The 18,704-nt window shown below is 66.1% G+C and carries 17 protein-coding genes; 10 read left to right on the top strand and 7 right to left on the bottom strand.

Annotation, left to right across the window (positions count from 1 at the left end):
- Positions 1-13 precede the first annotated feature (13 nt).
- From LZC95_41040 to LZC95_41025, 4 genes are all read right to left on the bottom strand, one after another.
- Positions 14-1,942 (bottom strand): HEAT repeat domain-containing protein, encoded by a 1,929-nt coding sequence (locus tag LZC95_41040; GenBank protein WXA92822.1) that lies wholly within the window; start codon positions 1,940-1,942, stop codon positions 14-16.
- Positions 1,943-1,957: 15 nt separating this feature from the next.
- Complete coding sequence (gene pssA, locus LZC95_41035; GenBank protein WXA92821.1) at positions 1,958-2,770, bottom strand: CDP-diacylglycerol--serine O-phosphatidyltransferase; 813 nt, start codon at positions 2,768-2,770, stop codon at positions 1,958-1,960.
- 109 nt (positions 2,771-2,879) lie between these two features.
- On the bottom strand, positions 2,880-3,611 hold the full coding sequence (locus LZC95_41030; GenBank protein WXA92820.1) for an FAD-dependent oxidoreductase: 732 nt from the start codon (positions 3,609-3,611) through the stop codon (positions 2,880-2,882).
- A 37-nt stretch (positions 3,612-3,648) separates the two neighbouring features.
- On the bottom strand, positions 3,649-4,218 hold the full coding sequence (locus tag LZC95_41025) for a hypothetical protein (GenBank protein ID WXA92819.1): 570 nt from the start codon (positions 4,216-4,218) through the stop codon (positions 3,649-3,651).
- 101 nt (positions 4,219-4,319) lie between these two features.
- On the opposite strand from LZC95_41025, the gene LZC95_41020 reads away from it, so the two are divergent.
- Genes LZC95_41020 through udk form a run of 7 tightly spaced genes read left to right on the top strand, consistent with a single transcriptional unit; the run spans position 4,320 to position 10,518 of the window.
- A complete protein-coding gene (locus tag LZC95_41020; protein ID WXA92818.1) occupies positions 4,320-4,745 on the top strand; it encodes a hypothetical protein in 426 nt (141 codons plus the stop codon).
- 18 nt (positions 4,746-4,763) lie between these two features.
- Positions 4,764-5,618, top strand: a complete 855-nt coding sequence (locus LZC95_41015; protein ID WXA92817.1) for a cytochrome c biogenesis protein — start codon at positions 4,764-4,766, stop codon at positions 5,616-5,618.
- Between the two features lie 4 nt (positions 5,619-5,622).
- Positions 5,623-6,996 (top strand): glutamyl-tRNA reductase, encoded by a 1,374-nt coding sequence (gene hemA, locus LZC95_41010; GenBank protein WXA92816.1) that lies wholly within the window; start codon positions 5,623-5,625, stop codon positions 6,994-6,996.
- Between the two features lie 16 nt (positions 6,997-7,012).
- Positions 7,013-7,918, top strand: a complete 906-nt coding sequence (hemC, locus tag LZC95_41005; protein WXA92815.1) for a hydroxymethylbilane synthase — start codon at positions 7,013-7,015, stop codon at positions 7,916-7,918.
- Between the two features lie 19 nt (positions 7,919-7,937).
- Positions 7,938-8,702, top strand: coding sequence for a hypothetical protein (locus tag LZC95_41000; protein ID WXA92814.1), 765 nt, complete (start codon positions 7,938-7,940; stop codon positions 8,700-8,702).
- A gap of 35 nt (positions 8,703-8,737) precedes the next feature.
- Positions 8,738-9,895 carry a pyridoxal-phosphate dependent enzyme gene (locus tag LZC95_40995; GenBank protein WXA92813.1) on the top strand — a complete coding sequence of 386 codons (1,158 nt, stop codon included), beginning with the start codon at positions 8,738-8,740 and terminating at the stop codon, positions 9,893-9,895.
- Positions 9,892-10,518, top strand: coding sequence for a uridine kinase (gene udk, locus LZC95_40990; protein WXA92812.1), 627 nt, complete (start codon positions 9,892-9,894; stop codon positions 10,516-10,518). The genes LZC95_40995 and udk overlap by 4 nt, the downstream gene beginning before the upstream one ends.
- Here udk and LZC95_40985 read toward each other — a convergent pair whose 3' ends face one another.
- Entirely contained in the window at positions 10,519-11,139 is a 621-nt protein-coding gene (locus LZC95_40985) for a Uma2 family endonuclease (protein WXA92811.1), read from the bottom strand.
- 58 nt (positions 11,140-11,197) lie between these two features.
- Here LZC95_40985 and LZC95_40980 point away from each other — a divergent pair, with 58 nt between their 5' ends.
- From LZC95_40980 to LZC95_40970, 3 genes are read left to right on the top strand one after another with little or no spacing between them, the layout of a single operon-like run.
- Positions 11,198-12,559, top strand: a complete 1,362-nt coding sequence (locus tag LZC95_40980; GenBank protein WXA92810.1) for an insulinase family protein — start codon at positions 11,198-11,200, stop codon at positions 12,557-12,559.
- Complete coding sequence (locus LZC95_40975; GenBank protein ID WXA92809.1) at positions 12,556-14,079, top strand: insulinase family protein; 1,524 nt, start codon at positions 12,556-12,558, stop codon at positions 14,077-14,079. Before LZC95_40980 ends, LZC95_40975 begins: the two co-directional genes overlap by 4 nt.
- 43 nt (positions 14,080-14,122) lie before the next feature.
- The gene (locus tag LZC95_40970; protein WXA92808.1) at positions 14,123-17,230 is read left to right on the top strand and encodes a tetratricopeptide repeat protein; all 3,108 of its coding nucleotides are present in this window, start codon (positions 14,123-14,125) and stop codon (positions 17,228-17,230) included.
- Between the two features lie 13 nt (positions 17,231-17,243).
- On the opposite strand, the gene LZC95_40965 is transcribed toward LZC95_40970, so the two are convergent.
- Positions 17,244-17,696, bottom strand: a complete 453-nt coding sequence (locus tag LZC95_40965) for a hypothetical protein (GenBank protein ID WXA92807.1) — start codon at positions 17,694-17,696, stop codon at positions 17,244-17,246.
- Between the two features lie 170 nt (positions 17,697-17,866).
- Complete coding sequence (locus LZC95_40960) at positions 17,867-18,646, bottom strand: DeoR/GlpR family DNA-binding transcription regulator (protein ID WXA92806.1); 780 nt, start codon at positions 18,644-18,646, stop codon at positions 17,867-17,869.
- Positions 18,647-18,704 lie beyond the last annotated feature (58 nt).

Below are 18,704 nucleotides of genomic sequence, written 5' to 3'. Positions count from 1 at the left end.
GACGAGCCTATCCTCAAGCTGCGATACCGCGCGCGCGCAAAATCTCGCGCAGCGCATGCTGTACGTCGGGCGGGCTCGAAGTAATGGATGCACGCGCAAGCTCTACGAATCGCGCGCCGCGCGTGCGCTTGAGCCCTTCCAACGTGGCATGCCGATCGATCGGCGCGCCGTGCTCTAGGATGCCCAAAAGGAACTCCGCGGCTTCACGTGAATCGACGTGGGCGAGCGCACGCAGCGCAGCCGCACGAATGGGCGCTTGCGATGACTCCCGCACGATGCGCGCGAGCGGGTCGAACGCATGCGGGAAATAGAGCGACTCCACCGCACGTGCCGCATGTTCGACCACGGCAGGATCCGGATCGGTGAGCCCCGCGCGAACGGTGACGAAGCTCCGCTTGAAGAACAGCGATTGCATCGCGGTCATCACCGCCACGCGAACCTGACGCTCCGGCCGCGTGAAGAGCCGCTCGAGCGGTGACAGCACCGCGTACATCTGCAGTTGCGAAAGCTGCTCGCACAGCCGTACGCGCGCATTCGTTGCCGCGGCATCGCTCGGCCCATCGCTCATGATGGCACCGCTCGTCGGCACCGGCTCGACGGCAAACGCCGTGAGGCGCGTGAGCAGCGCTTTGCGCCGGATCAAGTCGGGCAGGGCAGGGTTGAGCAAGAGGTCCGCGCAAGCCTCCGCGGCGCTCCCCTGCTGCTCCCACTCCACGAGATCGAGGTGCCACACTTCGGTGACGTGGTTGTCCTGTCGCAGATGGGAGGGAAGTTGCGCCGCATTGAGCATCTCGTCGCGCACCCCGGCATAGCGCCCCGCCGCGCGCGCATAATGCGCCTTGCGCACCGGCTCCAGGTCCATGCGACTCAGCTCTTCGTACAACGCCCCGACGCGAACGAATTGCCCGAGCTCACCCAGAGAAACGATGGCCGCGAGCAGCGCATTTTCGGCGATTTCGGGCGGGCCGCCACGCTCGATCTGCTGCACGGCCACGTCGTGCCACAGCTCCGCCTGCACCGTCGTGTAGTACGTGCTCGCCGAGTGCAAGGACAGCGCGCGCGCATACTCGGCGGCCTCGCGCGCGAGCGTGGCCGCAGCCGAGTACTCCTTGTGCTCTTTGGCGACGGAGAGCGCATCCTCGAAGTACTGCAGCGCGAAGTACTTCAGGTGATCTTCGCGCAGGATGCGGATGCAGTTGACGTAGCCCTCGAGGATGTTCTCGAACATGCCTCCTTCGCGCCCGATTTGAACGAGCACCTGGAAGCAGTCGAAGGCCCGCTCGCGCTGTCCCACCGATTCGAAGTGGTCCGCGGCTTCTTCCAGCAAGCGCACCGCGGCCACGATGGCATCGCGCGCTTGTCCGGCGTCGTTGCATTGCTTCGCGCACCGCGCGAGGTTGAACTGCGCGAGCGCCGCATGGTACGCGTCCGCATTGCGCATGCCTCGCTCGGGTGCAGCTCCGCCGGCCCCGCGCGGACCACGCAGCACTTGCGAGAGGCGCGACCAGAGTGCGCGCGCTTCCTGCCACTGCCCCGCCTTTTCGCGGTAAATGGCTGCCGCGGCCACGAGCCCCGCCTCTTCCATCTCGCGCCCCGCCGCTGCCACATCGCCGGCGGCGGCCATGGTGCGCGCCCGATCGACGTGCGGCACCTCTTGCAGCAGGCGCAAATCGTAACCGAGCCCGCCATCGATTCCGCGACCGCTGCGCTCGGACTGCGATCGCTCGGACTGCGACAGGTACCACTGCACCGTCAGCGCACTGCGCGCATCGCCGCGCTTCGACATGGCGGCTTCCAGGGGCCGCAGGATGGAGACGTACTCGTTTTCGGAGATTTGCGTCTGCTGCGCGATGGTGATCAGCGCCAGAATCGCATCGTCATAGTTTCCGCGGGCAGCCGCCTGACGCGCCCGCTCCCGGTAGTAATGAATCTCGTCCAGCATAAGCGGGACGAGATGTTACGTCGTCGGCGGCGCGCTCGCACGGGCCTTGGCGCGCTCGCGGCGGCGCTTCGGCAACGAGAGGAACATCTCGAAGAAGCCGATGGCCACGTAGAACGAGAGCAACCAGATGAGCACGAACGCCGGCTTGTAGCGCAGCGAGACCACCACGCTGGAGCCCACGGCAAACGCCACCAGCGCCACCGAACGCGCGTTGAACCGCAGGTCCTTGAACGAGCGGAACTTGATGGTCGACACCATCAGGAAGGTCAAAAACAGCGTGAGCACCATGATGGCCCACACGTACTTGGGCCCCGAAAGCGCGCCCTCCACGGCGTGGTTGGCCACCACCAGCGAAATCAAAATGCCCGCCGCACCCGGCACCACCAGGCCCACGACGTACTTGCCCGGCTTCGTCGGTTTGCCGCCCTCACCCATGGTGAGCACGTTGAAGCGCGCCAGCCGGACGGCACCGCCGGCCACGAACGCAAAGGCCACCACGAGCCCGAGCGTGCCCTTCTGATAGAGCGACCAGTTGTAGACGAGAATGGCAGGCGCAACCGCGAACGAGATGACGTCCGCCAGCGAATCGATCTGCAGACCGAATGCACTCTGCGTCTTGGTGAGCCGTGCGACGCGGCCGTCGAGCAGGTCGAAGAACAGCGCGAAGACCAGAAGAATGGACGCGCGGTAGAAATCGTCCCCGTCCGCCCCAGCACGTGCGCTGATTCGAATGGAATCGAATCCGCAAAAAATGCTCGAAAGCGTGATCATGTTGGGGAGGAGGAAGAGGGTCTTCCTGAGATCGAGCTTTCGGCGGGGCGCAACCATGGGTTTCTCGAGTTGAATCTGCCTTGTGAGAGGCCGTACGTAAAGTATCCCCTTTCGATGTACGGATGTCTGCCCCCAAACGCCCCCCTGAGTTCGGATTTACGAGATCCTAATCGTACCGCTCCGAATGAACCTGTTCGCGGGTGGCGTTCAGCTCTTTGCGCAACAGATCGCGGACGGTGCTGACCATTCGCTTCAGGCCACAGATGTACGTGTGCGGTACGCCGAGACCCAGGCCCGCAAGCTCGCTCCAAAGCTCCGGGATGTGCGTCTGCACGTAACCGCGACGTCCGCCCCACATCTCGCTTCCGCGCGAAAGTGTCGGTTCGAAGCGGATATTTGTGTGCTCACGGGCCAATGCTTCGAACTCGTCGCGGTAGAGAATGTCGTCCTCGTGCCGCACGCCGAACACGAGCCACATCGGCAACGTGTGCCCTGCCGCTTTCGCAGCGTGCATCATGCTTCGCAGCGGCGTGACGCCGGTTCCCGTGGCCACGAACAGCGACGGCCCGGTCTTGTCGAGCGGCCGGGTGAAGAAGCCCTGCGGCCCCACCGCTCGGAGCGTCGAGCCGGGCGTGAGGTCGTGGAGGTACGTGGAGCCAGGACCGCCTTGCACGTGGGTGATGGCGAGTTGGAAGCTCGACGTCGTCGTCGGTGGCGACGCGATCGAATAGCTGCGTCGGATTTCGCCATCCTCACGTGGCAGGATCAGACTGATCCACTGACCGGCCTCGAACGCGAAGGGCGCCCCATCTTGGCGCTCGAAGGTGAGCTCACGAACGGCCGGCGAGAGCTGGCGCTTTTCGGTCAGGCGAACTTCGAAGGTCGGCGGTAGCGGCACGGCGTTGGTTTACCTCTTCTCGTAGTTTCTTTTTGGCTCAAGATTTCTTGGCGGGCTTCAAACTTTCCGCGCGGTACGCGTACGACGCCTTCACCCGCGAATGCGATCGCAGATTTCTCTCCATGCGCAAGAGCGCATCCAACGTTTCGCCCGTGCTCATTCCCCGCTCGTGCGCGGCGTCCAGCACGTGGCCGATGGGATCGGTGGCATCGGCCGGGTGAAACAGTGCACCCGGCAGCAGGGCGACTTCGAGTGGACTGTTGCGCGCAACCACGCGGCCATCGAGCAAACTCGCGGCCGCCAGCGCCTCGTGCAGCCCCGAGTCGGGATCGCCCACGACGAACTCGGCACCGGACCAGAGGTCGACGAGCTTCCAGCCGCCTTCGCTCGGCCCCGCGCGAAAAAGTCCCCGGTGGGCCCGCTCCAAGGGCTTCACCCAGTTGCGGGCGGTTTCGAGCGAGGCTTGGGGCAGCTCGAGGGCTGGCACAACCGTGGCCGCAAAGCCGGGTGTCGTCAGGGCATCATCCCAAAAAGCGCGGCTTCGCACCTCGAACCAGGCGTCGTCCGGCCCAAACGGTCCGGTGCGCTCCTCGAAAAATCGCCGCATTTCCTTAACCCGGCTTGCGAAGCGGGGGGAGCCGCTGCAAGTCACCAAGGCTTCGTACACGGCGAGAAAATCCATTGGGAAAAAGCGGTATAGTCGAAGGAATGCAAAATCGGGTCTTCTTCCCGCAAAGCGCACTCGACCAGTGGCTCATCGGGGGAGCCGTCGACCTGCGCGGGACGGAGCTCACCATCATTGGTGAAGCGCGACGGTATCAGCTGGCGGAAGCGGTGCACGTGGTGCGGGAAGTCACCGGATCCGAGGACGCGAACGATCTCGTGGGGCGGGTGAAGTCCAAGGTTTTCCTTCAGGAATTCGGTGCCGAGCTGCTCGAGAACTCGATGATCCTGGGGGACAACGCCTACGACGTGGAGCCGGGTTGGCTGGGCGCACCCATCGGGACGTTCGACGAGCACGTCGCGTCGGTCGATCGGGCGGCGGCACGCGCCAGCGGGCCCGATTTCGATGGCGATGAGCCCAAAACCGATGAAGACCTACTCGCCCGCTTTTTGTTGCGGACCCTAAAATAGATCCCGGCTGAAACCTCGATGGCCATCGCGTCCGACTTTTTCTTCGTCCTCACAGCGGCGAGCTACCTCGTGGCAACGGTGCTCTTCATCCGTTACCTCGCGGGCGCGCATGGCAGCCGCATGGACGAGATGGTGACGTCGGCGCCGCAGTTCGTGCTCGTGGGGGCGCTGCTGCACGCAGGGCATATCCTGCTTTCGTCGCTGGTTCTCAACATGTGGCCGGTCGAAGAGATGCACTTCGGCATGAGCCTCCTCTCGATGCTCGCGTGCGCGGTGTACTTGGTCGCCCGCCGTCGGTACCGCATCGATGGACTCGGGGCTCTGGTGTCGCCGTTGGCGCTGACGTTCTTGCTCGCATCGCGCATCGCCGCCATCGGGAGCCAGGAGCCCACGGCGCGGATCCGCAGCGCGATTTTGCCTCTGCACGTCACGGTGAACTTGCTGGGAGAAGCTTTGTTCACGCTGGCCTTTTGCGCAGCGGTTGCGTACCTCGTGCAGGAAAATCGACTCAAGACGAAGCGGGTGGGCGGCCTCTTTCAGCGCCTGCCGCCGCTCGATGCCCTCGACAAGGCCGAGCATGTGTTCCTCATGTCGGGCTTTCCGCTGCTGACCATTGGGATCCTCACGGGAACCGTGTGGGCACGTCGCATGGAGGCCACGGGCTCCGCGGAGATGGCGCGGGCCGCGTTCAGTTATCTCACCTGGATCTTGTTTGCCTCAGTGCTGGTACTTCGGGCGGTCGCCGGTTGGCGCGGTCGGCGGGCGGCCTACGGCACGATCGCAGGGTTTGGCTTCGCCGTTCTCGTGCTTCTCATCTACCTCCTCCGAGGGCCGTTGCCGGTCCACGATTTGCAGGCTTTCTCCGGGATCTAAAGCTGTGACGTCGATTCTCGTTCTTGGACTCTCGCATCGAACCGCACCTGTGGACGTGCGCGAGCGTTTTGCCGCCAACTCGGATGCCTTGCCGCAGGTGCTTGCGCGCCTATCGGCCCGTCCCGAGCTTCGAGAAACGCTGTTTCTCTCGACGTGCAACCGGGTCGAGGTTTTTTCCAACGCCGCAGGCGACCCTTCGACCGGACGCAAACGGGCGATGGCTGCGATTCGCGAGGTACTGGCGGAATACGCCGGTGTTACCCCGTCGGATCTCGCCCCCTACCTTTACGAGAAGCACGGCGAGGATGCGGTGCGCCACATCTTCCGCGTCACCGCCAGCCTCGATTCAATGGTCCTGGGCGAGCCGCAGATCCTCGGCCAGGTGAAGGACGCGTACGACGCCGCGTTGGCCGCGGGCACGTTGGGGCACCTGCTCGGGCGATGCGTGCATCGCGCCTTTACGGTGGCCAAGCGTGTGCGCAGCGAGACGGCCCTCGGGGCCGGGTTGGTCAGCATCAGCAGCGTGGCGGTGGATCTCGCGCGCCGGATCTTCGGCGATCTCGCGGGGCATACCGTGCTGCTCGTGGGCGCGGGCGAAATGGCGGAAGCCGCGGCGAAAAGCCTTGGAAAAGGCGGCAAAGGGATCCGCGTGGTGAACCGCACCTTGGCCAATGCGCAGGCCCTCGCGACGAGCGTCGGGGGGACGGCCGCTCCGTGGAGCGCGCTCGAGGAAGAATTGGTCGGCGCGGACGTGGTGGTCACCAGCACTGGAGCGACCAACTACGTGATCACGGCCGATATGGTCCGACGCGTGCGCCGGGCTCGCAAAGGCCGCACGCTGTTTTTCATCGATATTGCGGTTCCGCGCAACGTGGACCCGAACGTGCATGGCTTGGACAACGTGTACGTCTTCAATGTCGACGATCTTCAGGAGCAAGTCGCGGAAGGCCTCAAGTCGCGCCAGAAAGAGGTGTCGCTGGCCGAAGGTATCGTCAACGCGGAGCTGTCGGATTACGTCACATGGGCGAGAAGCCTCGATGTGCAACCGGCGGTGGTGGCGCTGCGAGCCAAGACGCGGGCGGTGCTGTTGGGTGAGCTCGAACGGACCTTGGCCGGGCGGCTGAAGCACCTGGGCGAGGGCGATCGAGCAGCACTCGAGCAGATGATGGAAAGCGCGGTGAACAAGCTGCTGCACGCGCCCACGACGCGGCTCAAAGCGGGAGCCGCGAATGGCCCGGAGAGCGAAGAGCACGTGAAGGCGCTCAAACATCTGTTCGATCTTCCCGAGATGCCGCGCATCACGGAAGAGACGCGGGGGCGCATGCCGCGCGACGAGCATCACGAAACGGCGGATGACGACGAGCGCGTCCCGCATTAGAAGTAGCAGTTCCCGAATGCGCCTGGTCTACGCCACCCGAAAATCCGCCCTTGCCCTCGCGCAGTGCCGCGCCGTCGTGGCGCAGCTCAAAGCGATTCACCCCAACGTCGACTTCGTGGAGGAGCAAGTCGTCACCAGCGGGGACAAAATTCAGGACCGCCCGCTGTCGGAAATTGGAGGCAAAGGGCTCTTCGTGAAGGAAATCGAGGAGCGCCTCCTGGACGAGCGGGCCGACTTCGCGGTGCACTCCATCAAAGACGTTCCCGGTATCGTGCCGCCCGGGCTCGCGCTCGTGTGCGTTCCCCGCCGCGAGGATCCGCGCGACGTGCTCGTGGCGCCGCGCCATGGCGGGCTCGAGGCGCTTCCGTCGGGGGCCCGCGTGGGTACGAGCAGCCTGCGGCGCATGGTGGCCCTCAAGGCGGCGCGGCCGGATTTGAACGTCGTCCCCTTGCGCGGCAATGTCGATACGCGGCTGCGCAAGGTCGACGCGGGCGAGGTCGATGCCATCGTGCTCGCCCGGGCGGGCCTGGTGCGACTCGGGCTGGAGGCGCGTGCGACCGAGGTGCTCGAGCCGGACGTGTCCATTCCGGCGGTGGGGCAGGGGGCGCTCGGCCTGGAGAGCCGCGAGGAAGACGAAGCGACGCGGGCCTACCTGGCGCCGCTGCACGACGCCGAGACGGGAATTTGCGTTGCTGTCGAGCGCGGCGTGATGATCGCCGTCGAGGGCGACTGCCGTACGCCCATCGCCGCGTACGCCGTTCGTACGGAAAGCGGGCGCCTTCACGTGCGCGCGTTCATCGCGCGGCCCGATGGATCGTCGTGCCGGAAGACTGAACGGACGCTCCAGTGGCCGACCTCGGAGGCGGACGCGGCCACCCTCGGGCAAGACATTGGTCACCATCTACTTGCCCAAATTTCGTAGCTGAATATCCTCGGGCCCGGTGATGCGCTTAAGCTTTCTCACCCGGGTCGTGCTCTCCGCGTGTGCGGCTGCGGCCATTTCGTTCATCGGCGCGCCGCGCGCGTGGGCCAAGGGCGCCGGACCAAACGATCCGCTGCAGCTCGACGTGCCCGGTCACGCCGACGCGTTTTACTACCAGCCGAGCGTGCGCGGCCAGCAGCCGATTCTCATGTTCTTGCACGGGCGCGGCGGCAACCCCGCCGAAGACTGCCGCAAGTGGGCGCGCGTGGCGACGCAGTTCGGGTGGGTCGTCTGCCCGCAGGGCCCGGAAGATCGCGGCGGCGGTGCGCGTGGCTGGGGGAACAACCCGATTGCCGGCAAGAGCACCATCGACGCAGTGGTGCAGGCATTGCGTGCAAAGTACAAGTCGCGCGTGCAGCTTCGTAACAATGTCCTCATCGGCTTTAGCGAGGGCTCGTTCATTGCGATGCAGGTGGGCATCAAGGACCCGCGCACGTGGGACCGCTGGCTCATTCTGGCCGCCAACGATCAGTATTGGTGGGGCGAAGAGAACAAGCACCTGCTCGAGGAAGGCCGCAAACGCATCCAGCGCGTTTACCTCTATACGGGCCAGAACGACGAGGTGGCCGAGAACACGAAGCGCGTCGAGAAGATGCTTCGCGATGCGAAGATCCCGGTGCGCATGAACATCGTGAGCGGCCTCGGTCACGAGGTCCCGGCGGACAAGATGGTGACGAATTACCGCCGCCCGCTGCTCTGGCTCATGGCCGCGAAGAAGCCCTGAGAAGTCCGATGCCAGCCGAAGTGGGGAGTGCGGAAATGTCCTCGTTAGCCTCCGAGGAAGCGGCACGCTTGCGCGTGGTGCCGGTTCGTCCGGTCATCACCGATCGTCCTTTTGCACCGGTCGCCAAGGAAACGGCGGCGATCCATCAGGCCTTCTTCGACGACATCCGACCCCTCGCGGCGCGCTTTCCCACGGCGCACCTGCGCGAGGTCACCGTGGTGCGTGCGGCCGATCTGGATGCGAGGGTCGATGCCTCGGGCCAGACGCGCGTGTGGTACGCGGTGGAGTCGCTGCAGCAGACCGGGAGCTTCAAGGTTCGCGGTGCACTGGTGGCCATCGATGCGTGCATCAAGCGCGCGGGCGGCAGCGCCGGGTTGCACGTGGTGGCGGCGAGTGCAGGTAACCACGGTGCGGCCATGGCCTATGCGGCCTCGGTCCTCGGCGTCCGCGCGACCATCGTCGTCCCCAAGGGCGCGCCCGCGGCGAAGTGCGAGCGCATCGCGCGCTTCGGGGTGGACCTGCGCTTCGGGCCGACGCCGCATTACGACGACGCGGAATCGATGGCGATCTCGATGGCCGAGGCCGAGGGCCTTCCGTTCATCTCGCCGTACAATGATTTGAATGTCATCGCCGGCAACGGAGGCTCGCTCGGCTACGAGCTGGCGCGGGTGCTGGGGCACGTGCCCGAGCATGTGCTTTTGCCCTTCGGTGGCGGCGGGCTCGCGACCGGGGTGGCGTGGGCGCTGGCCGATGCCGCGGGGGAGACGCCGGGTCAGGTGCCGCGTGTGTGGGGCGTGCAGAGCGATGTGTCGCCGGTGATGGCCGATGCCCTGGAGCGCGGCGAGGCGATCGAGCGCTTCATTCCGCAGGGCCCCTCGCTCGCCGATGGGCTCTCGGGCGGCATTCCGGACGACGCCTTCGTGCGCGCGCGCTCGGCGATTGGTGGCGTCATGGTGGTGACGGAGCATGCCATCGCACAGGCGATGCACTACGTTTATCGCGACTTGGGATTGCTCGTGGAGGGCAGCTCGGCGGTGGCACTCGCGCCGCTGTTGCTGCCGTCGCGCGAGCGTGTGGCCTCGGCTCTTGGTGTGCGCGGCGGCGATTTGGTCGTGCTCCTCACGGGCCGCAACGTGGATCGGTCGACGTGGGAACGCGCGGTTGAACCCTTTGCTGCAGTAACGAATCGATGAATGCACCGCCTCTCGTTCTAGGCATTGCCGGTGGCTCGGGTTCCGGCAAGAGCACCATTGCGCGCGCGATTCTGAAGGCGCTGCCGCCCGGCTCGGGGCTCCTCGTGGAGCAAGACCATTATTACCGTTCGCAGACGCACCTGCCTTTCGAGGAGCGCGAGCGGGTCAATTACGATCATCCCGACGCGCTCGAGATGGATCTTCTCGCGCGCCATTTGGAAGCGCTGCGCGCGTGGACGCACATCGATCGACCGACGTACGATTTCTCGCGCCACGATCGCGCCCCCGAGCTGACGCGGGTCGAGCCCGTGCCGGTCATCGTGGTGGAGGGCATTCTGGTGCTCGCCGACGAGCGCCTGCGGGCGCACTTCGACGTGAAGCTCTTCGTCGACACCGACGCGGACATTCGCTTGATGCGCCGCATCCGCCGCGATCTCGAGCACCGTGGCCGTACTTTCGCGCAAGTGCGAAAGCAGTATTACGAGACCGTGCGCCCCATGCACATGGCCTTCGTCGAGCCGTCCAAGCGCTTTGCCGACATCATCGTGCCCGAGGGCGGCGAGAACCGCGTCGCCCTGGAGCTCCTCGTGAGCCACGTCCGCGCGCGCCTCGCGCGGGGGTGATTAGGGGGCGGGCTCGTCTTCGTCTTGGGGAAGGCTATCGATGTCCGCCCAGAGGGCATCCAAGTCGAGGGATAGCTCGGGGCACCCCGGAACCGAGGACACGGCGCCATCTGCGGCGGTGAGTGCCAACACGTAGCGGCCATCCGTGCCAAGCTCCAAGATCTCGAGGGTGCGTGCCTCCGGGTCGATGAGCCAATAGTAACGGACCCCGAATTGAGCATATTCGGTGGTCTTCTCGACGCGGTCCCGCCGCCGATCACGAGCTGCCGGTGAGACGACTTCGACCGCGATGTCCGGCGGGACGCGCGTCGCCGCGCGACGTCCGCCCGGTAGTTGGCTACCGGGAAGGTACGCGGCCAGGTCCGGTTTTCGTCCTCGACGCTCCGTGAGCCGGTACTTGGCGTCGGAGCCGAAGACGCGCCCGCCGCGTGGAACGAGCCAATTCGCTAGCACTCGAAATAGCCATGACACGATAGCCTCGTGAATGAAGTCCGGCGCTTCTTCTTCCTCCAGGTATCCATCGACCAACTCGCCCGGCTCGTCCTCCGGCATGTCGGCCCACTCCTCGATGGTCATCGGCCGCTTCGGCGAGGGTTGGATGGTAACTGCAGGCTGTGCCATAGAGCCAAATATACCACGGGGGTCGACACCGCGGACCCGGTCGAACTACCGTGCCGGCATGCTCGGGAAACGATTCGCACTACAAGGCGTGCTCGTGGCTGCGCTGGGGCTCGTCACGGGCACGGCGGCGGCCGATGGAATCAGTATTCCGCACGCCGTGCACAAATTGAAAAATGGGATGACGGTCATCCTGAGCGAAGATCATTCGCTGCCGCTCGTGGCCGTCAATGTCTCGTACAACGTCGGCTCGCGGTTCGAGGCGCCGAAGCGAACGGGGTTCGCGCACCTGTTCGAGCACCTCATGTTCATGGGGACGAAGCGTGCGCCCACCGGCGCATTCGACCAATGGATGGAGTCCACCGGCGGAAGCAACAACGCGTGGACGAGTGAAGATCGCACCGACTACTTCGATGTCGGCCCCAAGACGATTCTGCCCCTCTTGCTCTGGCTCGAGGCCGATCGGCTGCGCGATCTGGGGCCGCTCATGACCAAGAAGAAGGTCGATGCGCAGCGCGAGGTCGTGCGCAACGAGCGGCGGCAGACCGGCGAGAATACGCCTTACGGCAAAGTCGAATTCCGACTGCCCGAGTTGCTCTATCCCGAGGGGCACCCGTACCACCACCCGGTCATCGGCTCGCACGAAGACCTGGAGGCGGCGACCGTCGAGGACGTGAAGGAGTTTTTCGCCACCTGGTACGATCCCGCCAACGCGTCGTTGGTCGTGGCGGGGGACTTCGGGCCGGCGGAGACGCTCGATCGGATCAAGACGTACTTCGAGTCGATTCCATCGCGCGGTGCGCCCAAAGATCCGAAGTCCCCGGGATTTCCGGAAGGTGCCTCGAGCTTGAAGACGGTGGTGCGCGAGACCTTGGAGGACGAGGTCGAGCTGCCCAAGGTCATCATGGCGTGGCAGACGCCGAAGCACTTCGCGCCCGGCGACGGTGAGCTCGATCTGCTCGGCAACGTGCTTGCCGGTGGCAAGGCGAGTCGCTTGTACAAGGCGCTCGTGTACGAGCAGAAGATCGCGCAGAGCGTGGAGGCCGTGCAGCAGTCCGGTACGCTCGGGTCGCGGTTCGTGGTCGGCGTGTTGGCCCGGCCGGGCGTGCCGCTGGAGCGCATCGAGAAGGCCATCGATGCCGAGCTTCAGCGGGCGCGCACCAAGCCGGTTTCGGCGGAGGAGCTCACCCGGGTCAAGAACGTGGTGGAGACCGACTTCGTCGCGCGCCTCGAGGGCGTGCAGCAGCGGGCCTCGATCCTCAACATGTACCAGGCGGAGGTCGGGACGCCCGACTACGCGGAGCGCGATCTCGAGCGGTACCGCAAAGCGACTGCGGATGGCATTCGCGCGGTGGCGGAGCAGTGGCTTCGTCCGGATGCCCGCGTGATCCTTCGTGTCGTGCCGAAAGGGAAAAAACCGTGACGTTCAAATACGTGAAACACGCGCTGCTTCTCGCCACCGTTCTCGCGGCCGCATGTGGCGGCGAGACTGTGGAAACGAAGCCGCCCGCGGTGGCTCCCCCGAAGCCGGTGCCTGCTGCACCGGCCGCCGAGGCCGATCCTTTGGGGCCGCGCCCCAACGTCGATCCGCCCCCGCCGTTCACGCCGCCCGCGCCGGCGGTTTTCCGCACGGCGAACGGCATGACGGTGTGGCTCCTCGAGCGTCACGCCCTGCCGATGGTGGCGATCGACGTCGCGCTTCCCATCGGGTCGGCGAGCGATCCGGCGGGTGAGGGGGGCCTCGCGTGGGCGACGGCGAACATGCTCGACGAGGGCGCAGGTTCGCGCGGCGCGCTGGAGCTCGCGCGTGCGGTGGATCAATTGGGTGCGTCGTTGAGTGCCACCGCGGGGACGGATCGCAGCGGGGTTTCGCTCTTCGTTCTCAAGCGAAATTTGGCGCCGGCGTTCGACCTTCTCGCCGACGTCGTCACGCGTCCGCGCTTCGATGCCACGGAGTGGAAGCGGGTGCACGAGCTTTGGACCAACGACCTCAAGTCGCGGACCCGCGATCCGCGGGCGGTGGCCTCGGTGGTCGCGTCGGCCGCGCTCCACGGTGCGGATCAACCGTATGGCCACCCGGTGTCGGGGACCTTGGCTTCGGCGGCGAAGATCGATCTCGCGCGCGTGAAGCGCTTTTATCAGGCGAACTGGCGCCCTGATCAAGCGACAATCGTTGCGGTGGGCGACGTCACGCGCGCGGAGCTGACGGCGGCACTCGACAAGGCGTTTGCCGGCTGGAAGGCGCCGGCCGCGGCACCCGCCGCAAAGGCCGCGCCGGCCGCAGAGCCGAAGGGCGCACGCTCGCGGCTCATCGTCGTGGATCGTGCGGATGCGCCGCAGTCGCAGATCACGATCGTGCGGCCGGGCCCCACGGTGTCGGAGCCCGACGCCGTGTTGGCCGATCGGGCGAACATCGCGCTGGGCGGCTCGTTCACATCGCGGTTGAACCTCGATTTGCGCGAGGAGCACGGCTGGACCTACGGCGCAGGGTCGCGGGTCTCGGCGATGCGGCAGGCAGGGACCATCGGGCTATCGTCTGCGGTTCATACGGAGAACACCGGTGATGCCGTGAAGGCGATGCTCAACGATGCCGAGGTGTACGCGACGAAGGGCCTCACGCCGGCGGAAGTCGATTTGACGCGCATGATGGCCCGGGTGGACGTGGTGCAGGCGTACGAGCATGTCTCGAGCACCGCCACCTTGCTGGGCAACGACGCGGCGCTGGGATTGCCCGCGACCTACGAGGCCGAGGCGGCGCTCCGGCGTGACAGTGCGACCAAAGCGGACCTCGACCGCGTGGCCCAGCGCTACTTTCATCCCAAAGACGCCATCGTGGTCATCGTGGGGCCTCAAGCGAAGGTGTTGCCGCAGCTCGCGCAGGTCGAAGGCCTGCCCAAGCCCGAGTTTTTCGACGCCGAGGGGAATCCGCGCGCGGCAAAGTAACGCGCGTCAGATCTTTCGCGGCGGGCCGAGCGTATGACGCTGGGTGCGCCGCCTACTGCCGTTTCTCCTCGTCTCGGCCGCCCTCGCAACCTCCGCCGGCTGTCGAACTGCGCAAAGCTCGCGTGGTTCGACGGACGAACGGTCGCGGGCGGCCGAGCTCTTGGCCGCTGAGCCCATCGTCGAGGAGCCGCTGCCGCGGCCCAAGGACGTTCCGCCGCTGCGCCTCACGGCGACCGACGGCACGGGCTTGAAGCTGACGCGCCTCAAGGCGCGCGCCGTTCTGGACGAGCCGCTCGCCTACACCGAGGTGCGCCTCGCCTTCGAGAACCCCGAGAATCGCACCCTCGAAGGGCGCTTCGAAATCACCTTGCCTCCCGGCGCCACGGTGAGCCGCTTCGCGATGAAAATCGGCGAGAGCTGGCAAGAGGCCGAGATGGTCGAAAAGTCTCGCGCCCGGGTCGTGTACGAGGATTTTCTCCACCGCAAGCAGGACCCGGCGCTGCTCGAGCAAGCCGCGCCCAATGCGTTCTCCGCGCGCGTGTTCCCCATTCCCGCGCGCGAAATCAAGGAGATCCTCGTGGCGTACGCGCAGGAGCTCGCGCCGGGGGCGGGCTACGTGTATCCCCTCACGGGCCTGCCCGCGGTGGACGATCTCGACGTCACCGTGTCGCGTGCAGGTGAGGGGCAGGCGTTGCAAGAGCGCAAACGGCGCGGCGAGGCGCCGCCGACCGAGGACGTCGTCGTCGCGCCGGCGACCCTCCGCCGCGATGGAGTACGCAGCGGTCGCATCGTCCTCGCGCGCGTGCGTCCTTTCGCCAGCGCCGGCCCCGAGCCCTTCGAAGGCGGCACCTTGGTTCTCGTCGACACGAGCGCATCGCGTGCCCTCGGCTTTGCCGACCAAGCCGCCCTCGTCGAGGGCCTGGCTCGCGAAATCGCCTCGGGCGGGGATCCAAGCGCACGCCTCGTCGTCGCGGCCTTCGATCAAGACATCGAGTCCATCTACGACGGCAACGCCGCAGGGTATGGAACGCAGGCCACCGCGAAGCTCGTCGCACGGGGCGCCCTCGGCGCGTCCAACTTGGAGGACGCGCTCTCCTGGGTTGCCAAAAATGCCCACGAGATCCGCCGCGTGGTCGTCGTGAGCGATGGCGTCGCGACCGCTGGCTCGAGCGACGGCGAGAAGCTCGCCGCCGCCGCGGCCCGACTGCGCGATGCCGGTGTGCAACGGCTCGACGCCGTGGCCGTCGGTGGCATCCGCGACGATGCGGCCCTCGCGCGCCTCACGAGCGGCGCCTTGCCGCACGACGGCGTCGTCGTCGATGGTGCGCGCGACGTGCACGCGCTGGCCAAGCGGCTCACGCGAACCGCGCAATCGGGGCTCTCCGTCCAGGTGGAGGGCGCCACGTGGGTCTGGCCCGAGCGCCTCGACGGCGTGCAACCCGGCGACGAGCGACTCGTCTACGCCGAGGTGCCCGAGGAGAGCCCCGTGCGCATCCGCATCGGGCAGGCCGCGCCCACCACCGCGGAGCTTCGCAACGTGGACGCCCCGCTGCTCGAGCACACGTGGGCTCAGGCAAAAATTGCCAGCGTGCTCGCCCACGCCGAGGGCCCAAAAGACGACGTGGCGCGCCGCCGCGTCATCGAGCTCTCCACGCGCCACCGCGTTCTGTCTCCGTACACCTCGCTCCTGGTCCTGGAGACCGATGCCGACTACGCCCGCTTCGACATCGACCGCAAGGCCCCGGGGAACCTGCTGGCCATCCGCGACGGTCACGTGATCCTCGAGCACCGCGGCGAAGCGTGGCTCGGGAAGAACAAGGCCAAACCGAGTCCGACCGCCACGGCCAGCGTTGTCGTGGACGATCCCCGCGCCGCACCGGTCGAGGAGGCCGAGAAGAAGAGCGACTTGGCGGCACCGCGGCCTGGACGCGGCTCGAGCGCCATGGGTGGTGGACACGGTGGTTCTGCATCGGCACCAAACGGCGTCATGGACGCCCCGCCGCCGCCGCCTCCACCCCAAGCAAAGCCCCATGCGGTGACCGAAATGGACGAGCCATGGTCGGGTGCGGCGCCGTCTCCGAGTTCATCCACGTCGTCACCGGCGCCGCCAGCCGATGTCGAGCCAATCTTCCGGGCACCCTCGATGCCGCGCATCGCACGGCCTCGTCCTCGAGTTCCTGTTACGGGATGGGCCTCATCCGATGAAGACGATGTACCGGTGCGCAAGGTCCACCCGTACACCGGCAACTTCCGCGAGGTGATGGACGCCATCGCGAAAAACGACGCGAAGCGCGCGCTCGAGGCGGCCACCCGTATGCATGACAACGCACCGGGTGACGTCATGTCGCTGGTGGCCCTGGGCGAAGCCTTGGAAGCGCGCGGTGACGTTGCGCGCGCGGCGCGAAGCTATGGCTCCCTCATCGATCTTTTTCCGTCGCGTGCCGACTTGCGTCGCTTCGCCGGTGAGCGACTGGAGCGCCTGCGTTCCCCCGGTGCCCTGGAGCTCGCGATCGATACGTACTTCAAGGCCAAGGAGGAGCGTCCCGATCATCCGGCGAGCCACCGCCTTCTGGCGTTCGCTCACCTACGAAAGGGGAACTTCGCCGAGGCGTTTGCCGTCGCCGCGGCCGGTGCCAAACGACGCTATCCGGACGGACGCTTCGCGGGCGTGGAGCGCATCCTGCGGGAAGACCTTGGCCTCATCGCGGCCGCATGGATACGCGCCGAGCCCGACCTCCGCGAGGAGATCACCAAACGGTTGCGTGCGGCCGGTGGGACGCTCGAATCGCGACCTTCGCTCCGTTTCGTGCTGAATTGGGAGACCGACGCCAACGACGTGGATTTCCATATCCGCGACGCGCGGGGTGGCCATGCCTTCTTTTCGCGACCCCAGCTGGCCAGCGGCGGTGAGCTGTATGCCGACGTGACCACCGGCTACGGGCCCGAGTGCTTTACCATCCGCGCGCCCCGCAGCGCACGGGCTGCCCCGTACAAACTGCAAGCGCACTACTACTCACGAGGCCCGATGGGCTACGGCATGGGCAAGCTGGAGATCTTGGATCACGATGGGAGTGGGAACATCACCTTCGAGGAGCGACCCTTCGTGGTGATGGCCGACCACGCCTTCGTCGACCTGGGGACGGTCAAATGACCTGCCTTGTGATCTAAGGCGTCCGGAGATCGTCCTCGATGCGCGAGATGCACGCCGACACCTTGTCGTAGAAGGTATCGTTCAGCGACTGGTAGCCGTTCGGTGCTGTTTGCACGAGATCCTCGAAGCGGCCGAGGTCCCGAACCTTGCACCATCGCGTGTAGTTCTTCGGCGGATCGTCGTAGGTCGTCACACGAAAGGTGACGGTGCACGAGGGCTGGGCGAACCGGCATACGATCTTGGGAAAGTGCCAGTTGTACTCGCCCTCGCACCACGTATCGCCGCAGATGTCGTCCAGCAGCTTGAGTGCGACGGCGGATTGCTCCTTCGTCAAATCATTCGTCTGCAGCTCCGCCTCGGCATTGGCCAGTTCGACATCCGCATCGCCGGACGATCCCGCGCAGCCGATCGTCAGCGATGCAACCATGAAAAGACAAAGCGCCCCGAATGAGAAACGAGTGTTCATGATGAATTCCTTCAAGCAGTGAGAGGTTCGAACGGGCTCATTGCCAGTCCGGGGCCAACCCCTCATGCCTTCGATTCATCGGGAAACACCGCACTCTACTGCCCGTCATACCTGTCCCGGACAGTTTGCCCCCTGTCCCAGGACACCCCCCGAGAGTCTCGAGCGCGACCTCAGGCTCGAAGCACGGTCACGCCCGCTGCCTGGTAGGGCGCGAGCGCCTCGTCCGAGACGCTCGCCTCGGTCACGAGTTGCGTTAATTCGGTCAGGGGGCCCACCACATAAGGCGCGGCCGTGCCGAGCTTCTCGCAAAGCGCCACCGCCACGACCTCCGCGGACGAGGCCACCATGGCCCGCTTGATGTGAGCCTCGGAAAAATCGAACGTCGAGACTCCCGTCTCGGGGTGCACGCTGCACACGCCGAGGAAGCACAGGTCCGCGCGCACGCCACGCACCCCTTCGAGTGTGACGGCATCGACCGTGGCGCGCGACGACTTGAACATGCGGCCCCCAAGCACGATCACCTCGATGTGAGGATGGTCCGCCAACGCCACCGCGACCGGCGGGCTGTTCGTCACCACCGTCGCATGCAAGTCCGGCGCGAGATGGCGCATGATCTCGACGTTGGTCGTGCCACCGTCGACCAGCACGACGTTCGACGGACGAACCAAGGTGGCAGCGGCGCGCGCCAAGGTCGTTTTCGTCGAGGTCGATTGCGTGGCGCGTACCGCGTAATTCGCACTGATACGGGGCGCTGGCAGCGCGCCCCCATGCACGCGCTGCACGCGCCCTTCCGCTGCGAGCTCGCGCAAGTCACGCCGGATGGTGTCCTCGGACACCTCCAACACGCGACTCAACTCGCACGCGACGACCTTGCCCTCCCGCTCGAGCTCCGCCACGATCCAGCGGCGGCGCTCCTCGGTCAACATTGACTTGGGGACCTCACTCTGCATGGTTATGCGTACATTAGCACGAAAGTCCTTGAACGGACAGCGATGTGGTGCATGTTTG

This window comes from Sorangiineae bacterium MSr12523 (assembly GCA_037157775.1).
Lineage (GTDB): Bacteria > Myxococcota_A > Polyangia > Polyangiales > Polyangiaceae > Pendulispora > Pendulispora brunnea.
The sequence above is the reverse complement of the archived record's forward strand: the minus strand, read 5'-3'. Positions and strand labels throughout refer to the sequence as shown.

Excerpts from the sequence above, each read along its gene's own strand:
- LZC95_40985 (WXA92811.1), bottom strand. The coding sequence starts at position 11,139 with ATGGCACAGCCTGCAGTTACCATCCAACCCTCGCCGAAGCGGCCGATG.
- LZC95_41020 (WXA92818.1), top strand. The coding sequence starts at position 4,320 with ATGCAAAATCGGGTCTTCTTCCCGCAAAGCGCACTCGACCAGTGGCTC.
- LZC95_40995 (WXA92813.1), top strand. The coding sequence starts at position 8,738 with ATGTCCTCGTTAGCCTCCGAGGAAGCGGCACGCTTGCGCGTGGTGCCG.
- LZC95_41025 (WXA92819.1), bottom strand. The coding sequence starts at position 4,218 with ATGCGGCGATTTTTCGAGGAGCGCACCGGACCGTTTGGGCCGGACGAC.
- LZC95_40980 (WXA92810.1), top strand. The coding sequence starts at position 11,198 with ATGCTCGGGAAACGATTCGCACTACAAGGCGTGCTCGTGGCTGCGCTG.
- hemC (WXA92815.1), top strand. The coding sequence starts at position 7,013 with ATGCGCCTGGTCTACGCCACCCGAAAATCCGCCCTTGCCCTCGCGCAG.
- LZC95_41040 (WXA92822.1), bottom strand. The coding sequence starts at position 1,942 with ATGCTGGACGAGATTCATTACTACCGGGAGCGGGCGCGTCAGGCGGCT.
- LZC95_41015 (WXA92817.1), top strand. The coding sequence starts at position 4,764 with ATGGCCATCGCGTCCGACTTTTTCTTCGTCCTCACAGCGGCGAGCTAC.
- LZC95_40960 (WXA92806.1), bottom strand. The coding sequence starts at position 18,646 with ATGCAGAGTGAGGTCCCCAAGTCAATGTTGACCGAGGAGCGCCGCCGC.
- pssA (WXA92821.1), bottom strand. The coding sequence starts at position 2,770 with ATGGTTGCGCCCCGCCGAAAGCTCGATCTCAGGAAGACCCTCTTCCTC.
- LZC95_40965 (WXA92807.1), bottom strand. The coding sequence starts at position 17,696 with ATGAACACTCGTTTCTCATTCGGGGCGCTTTGTCTTTTCATGGTTGCA.
- udk (WXA92812.1), top strand. The coding sequence starts at position 9,892 with ATGAATGCACCGCCTCTCGTTCTAGGCATTGCCGGTGGCTCGGGTTCC.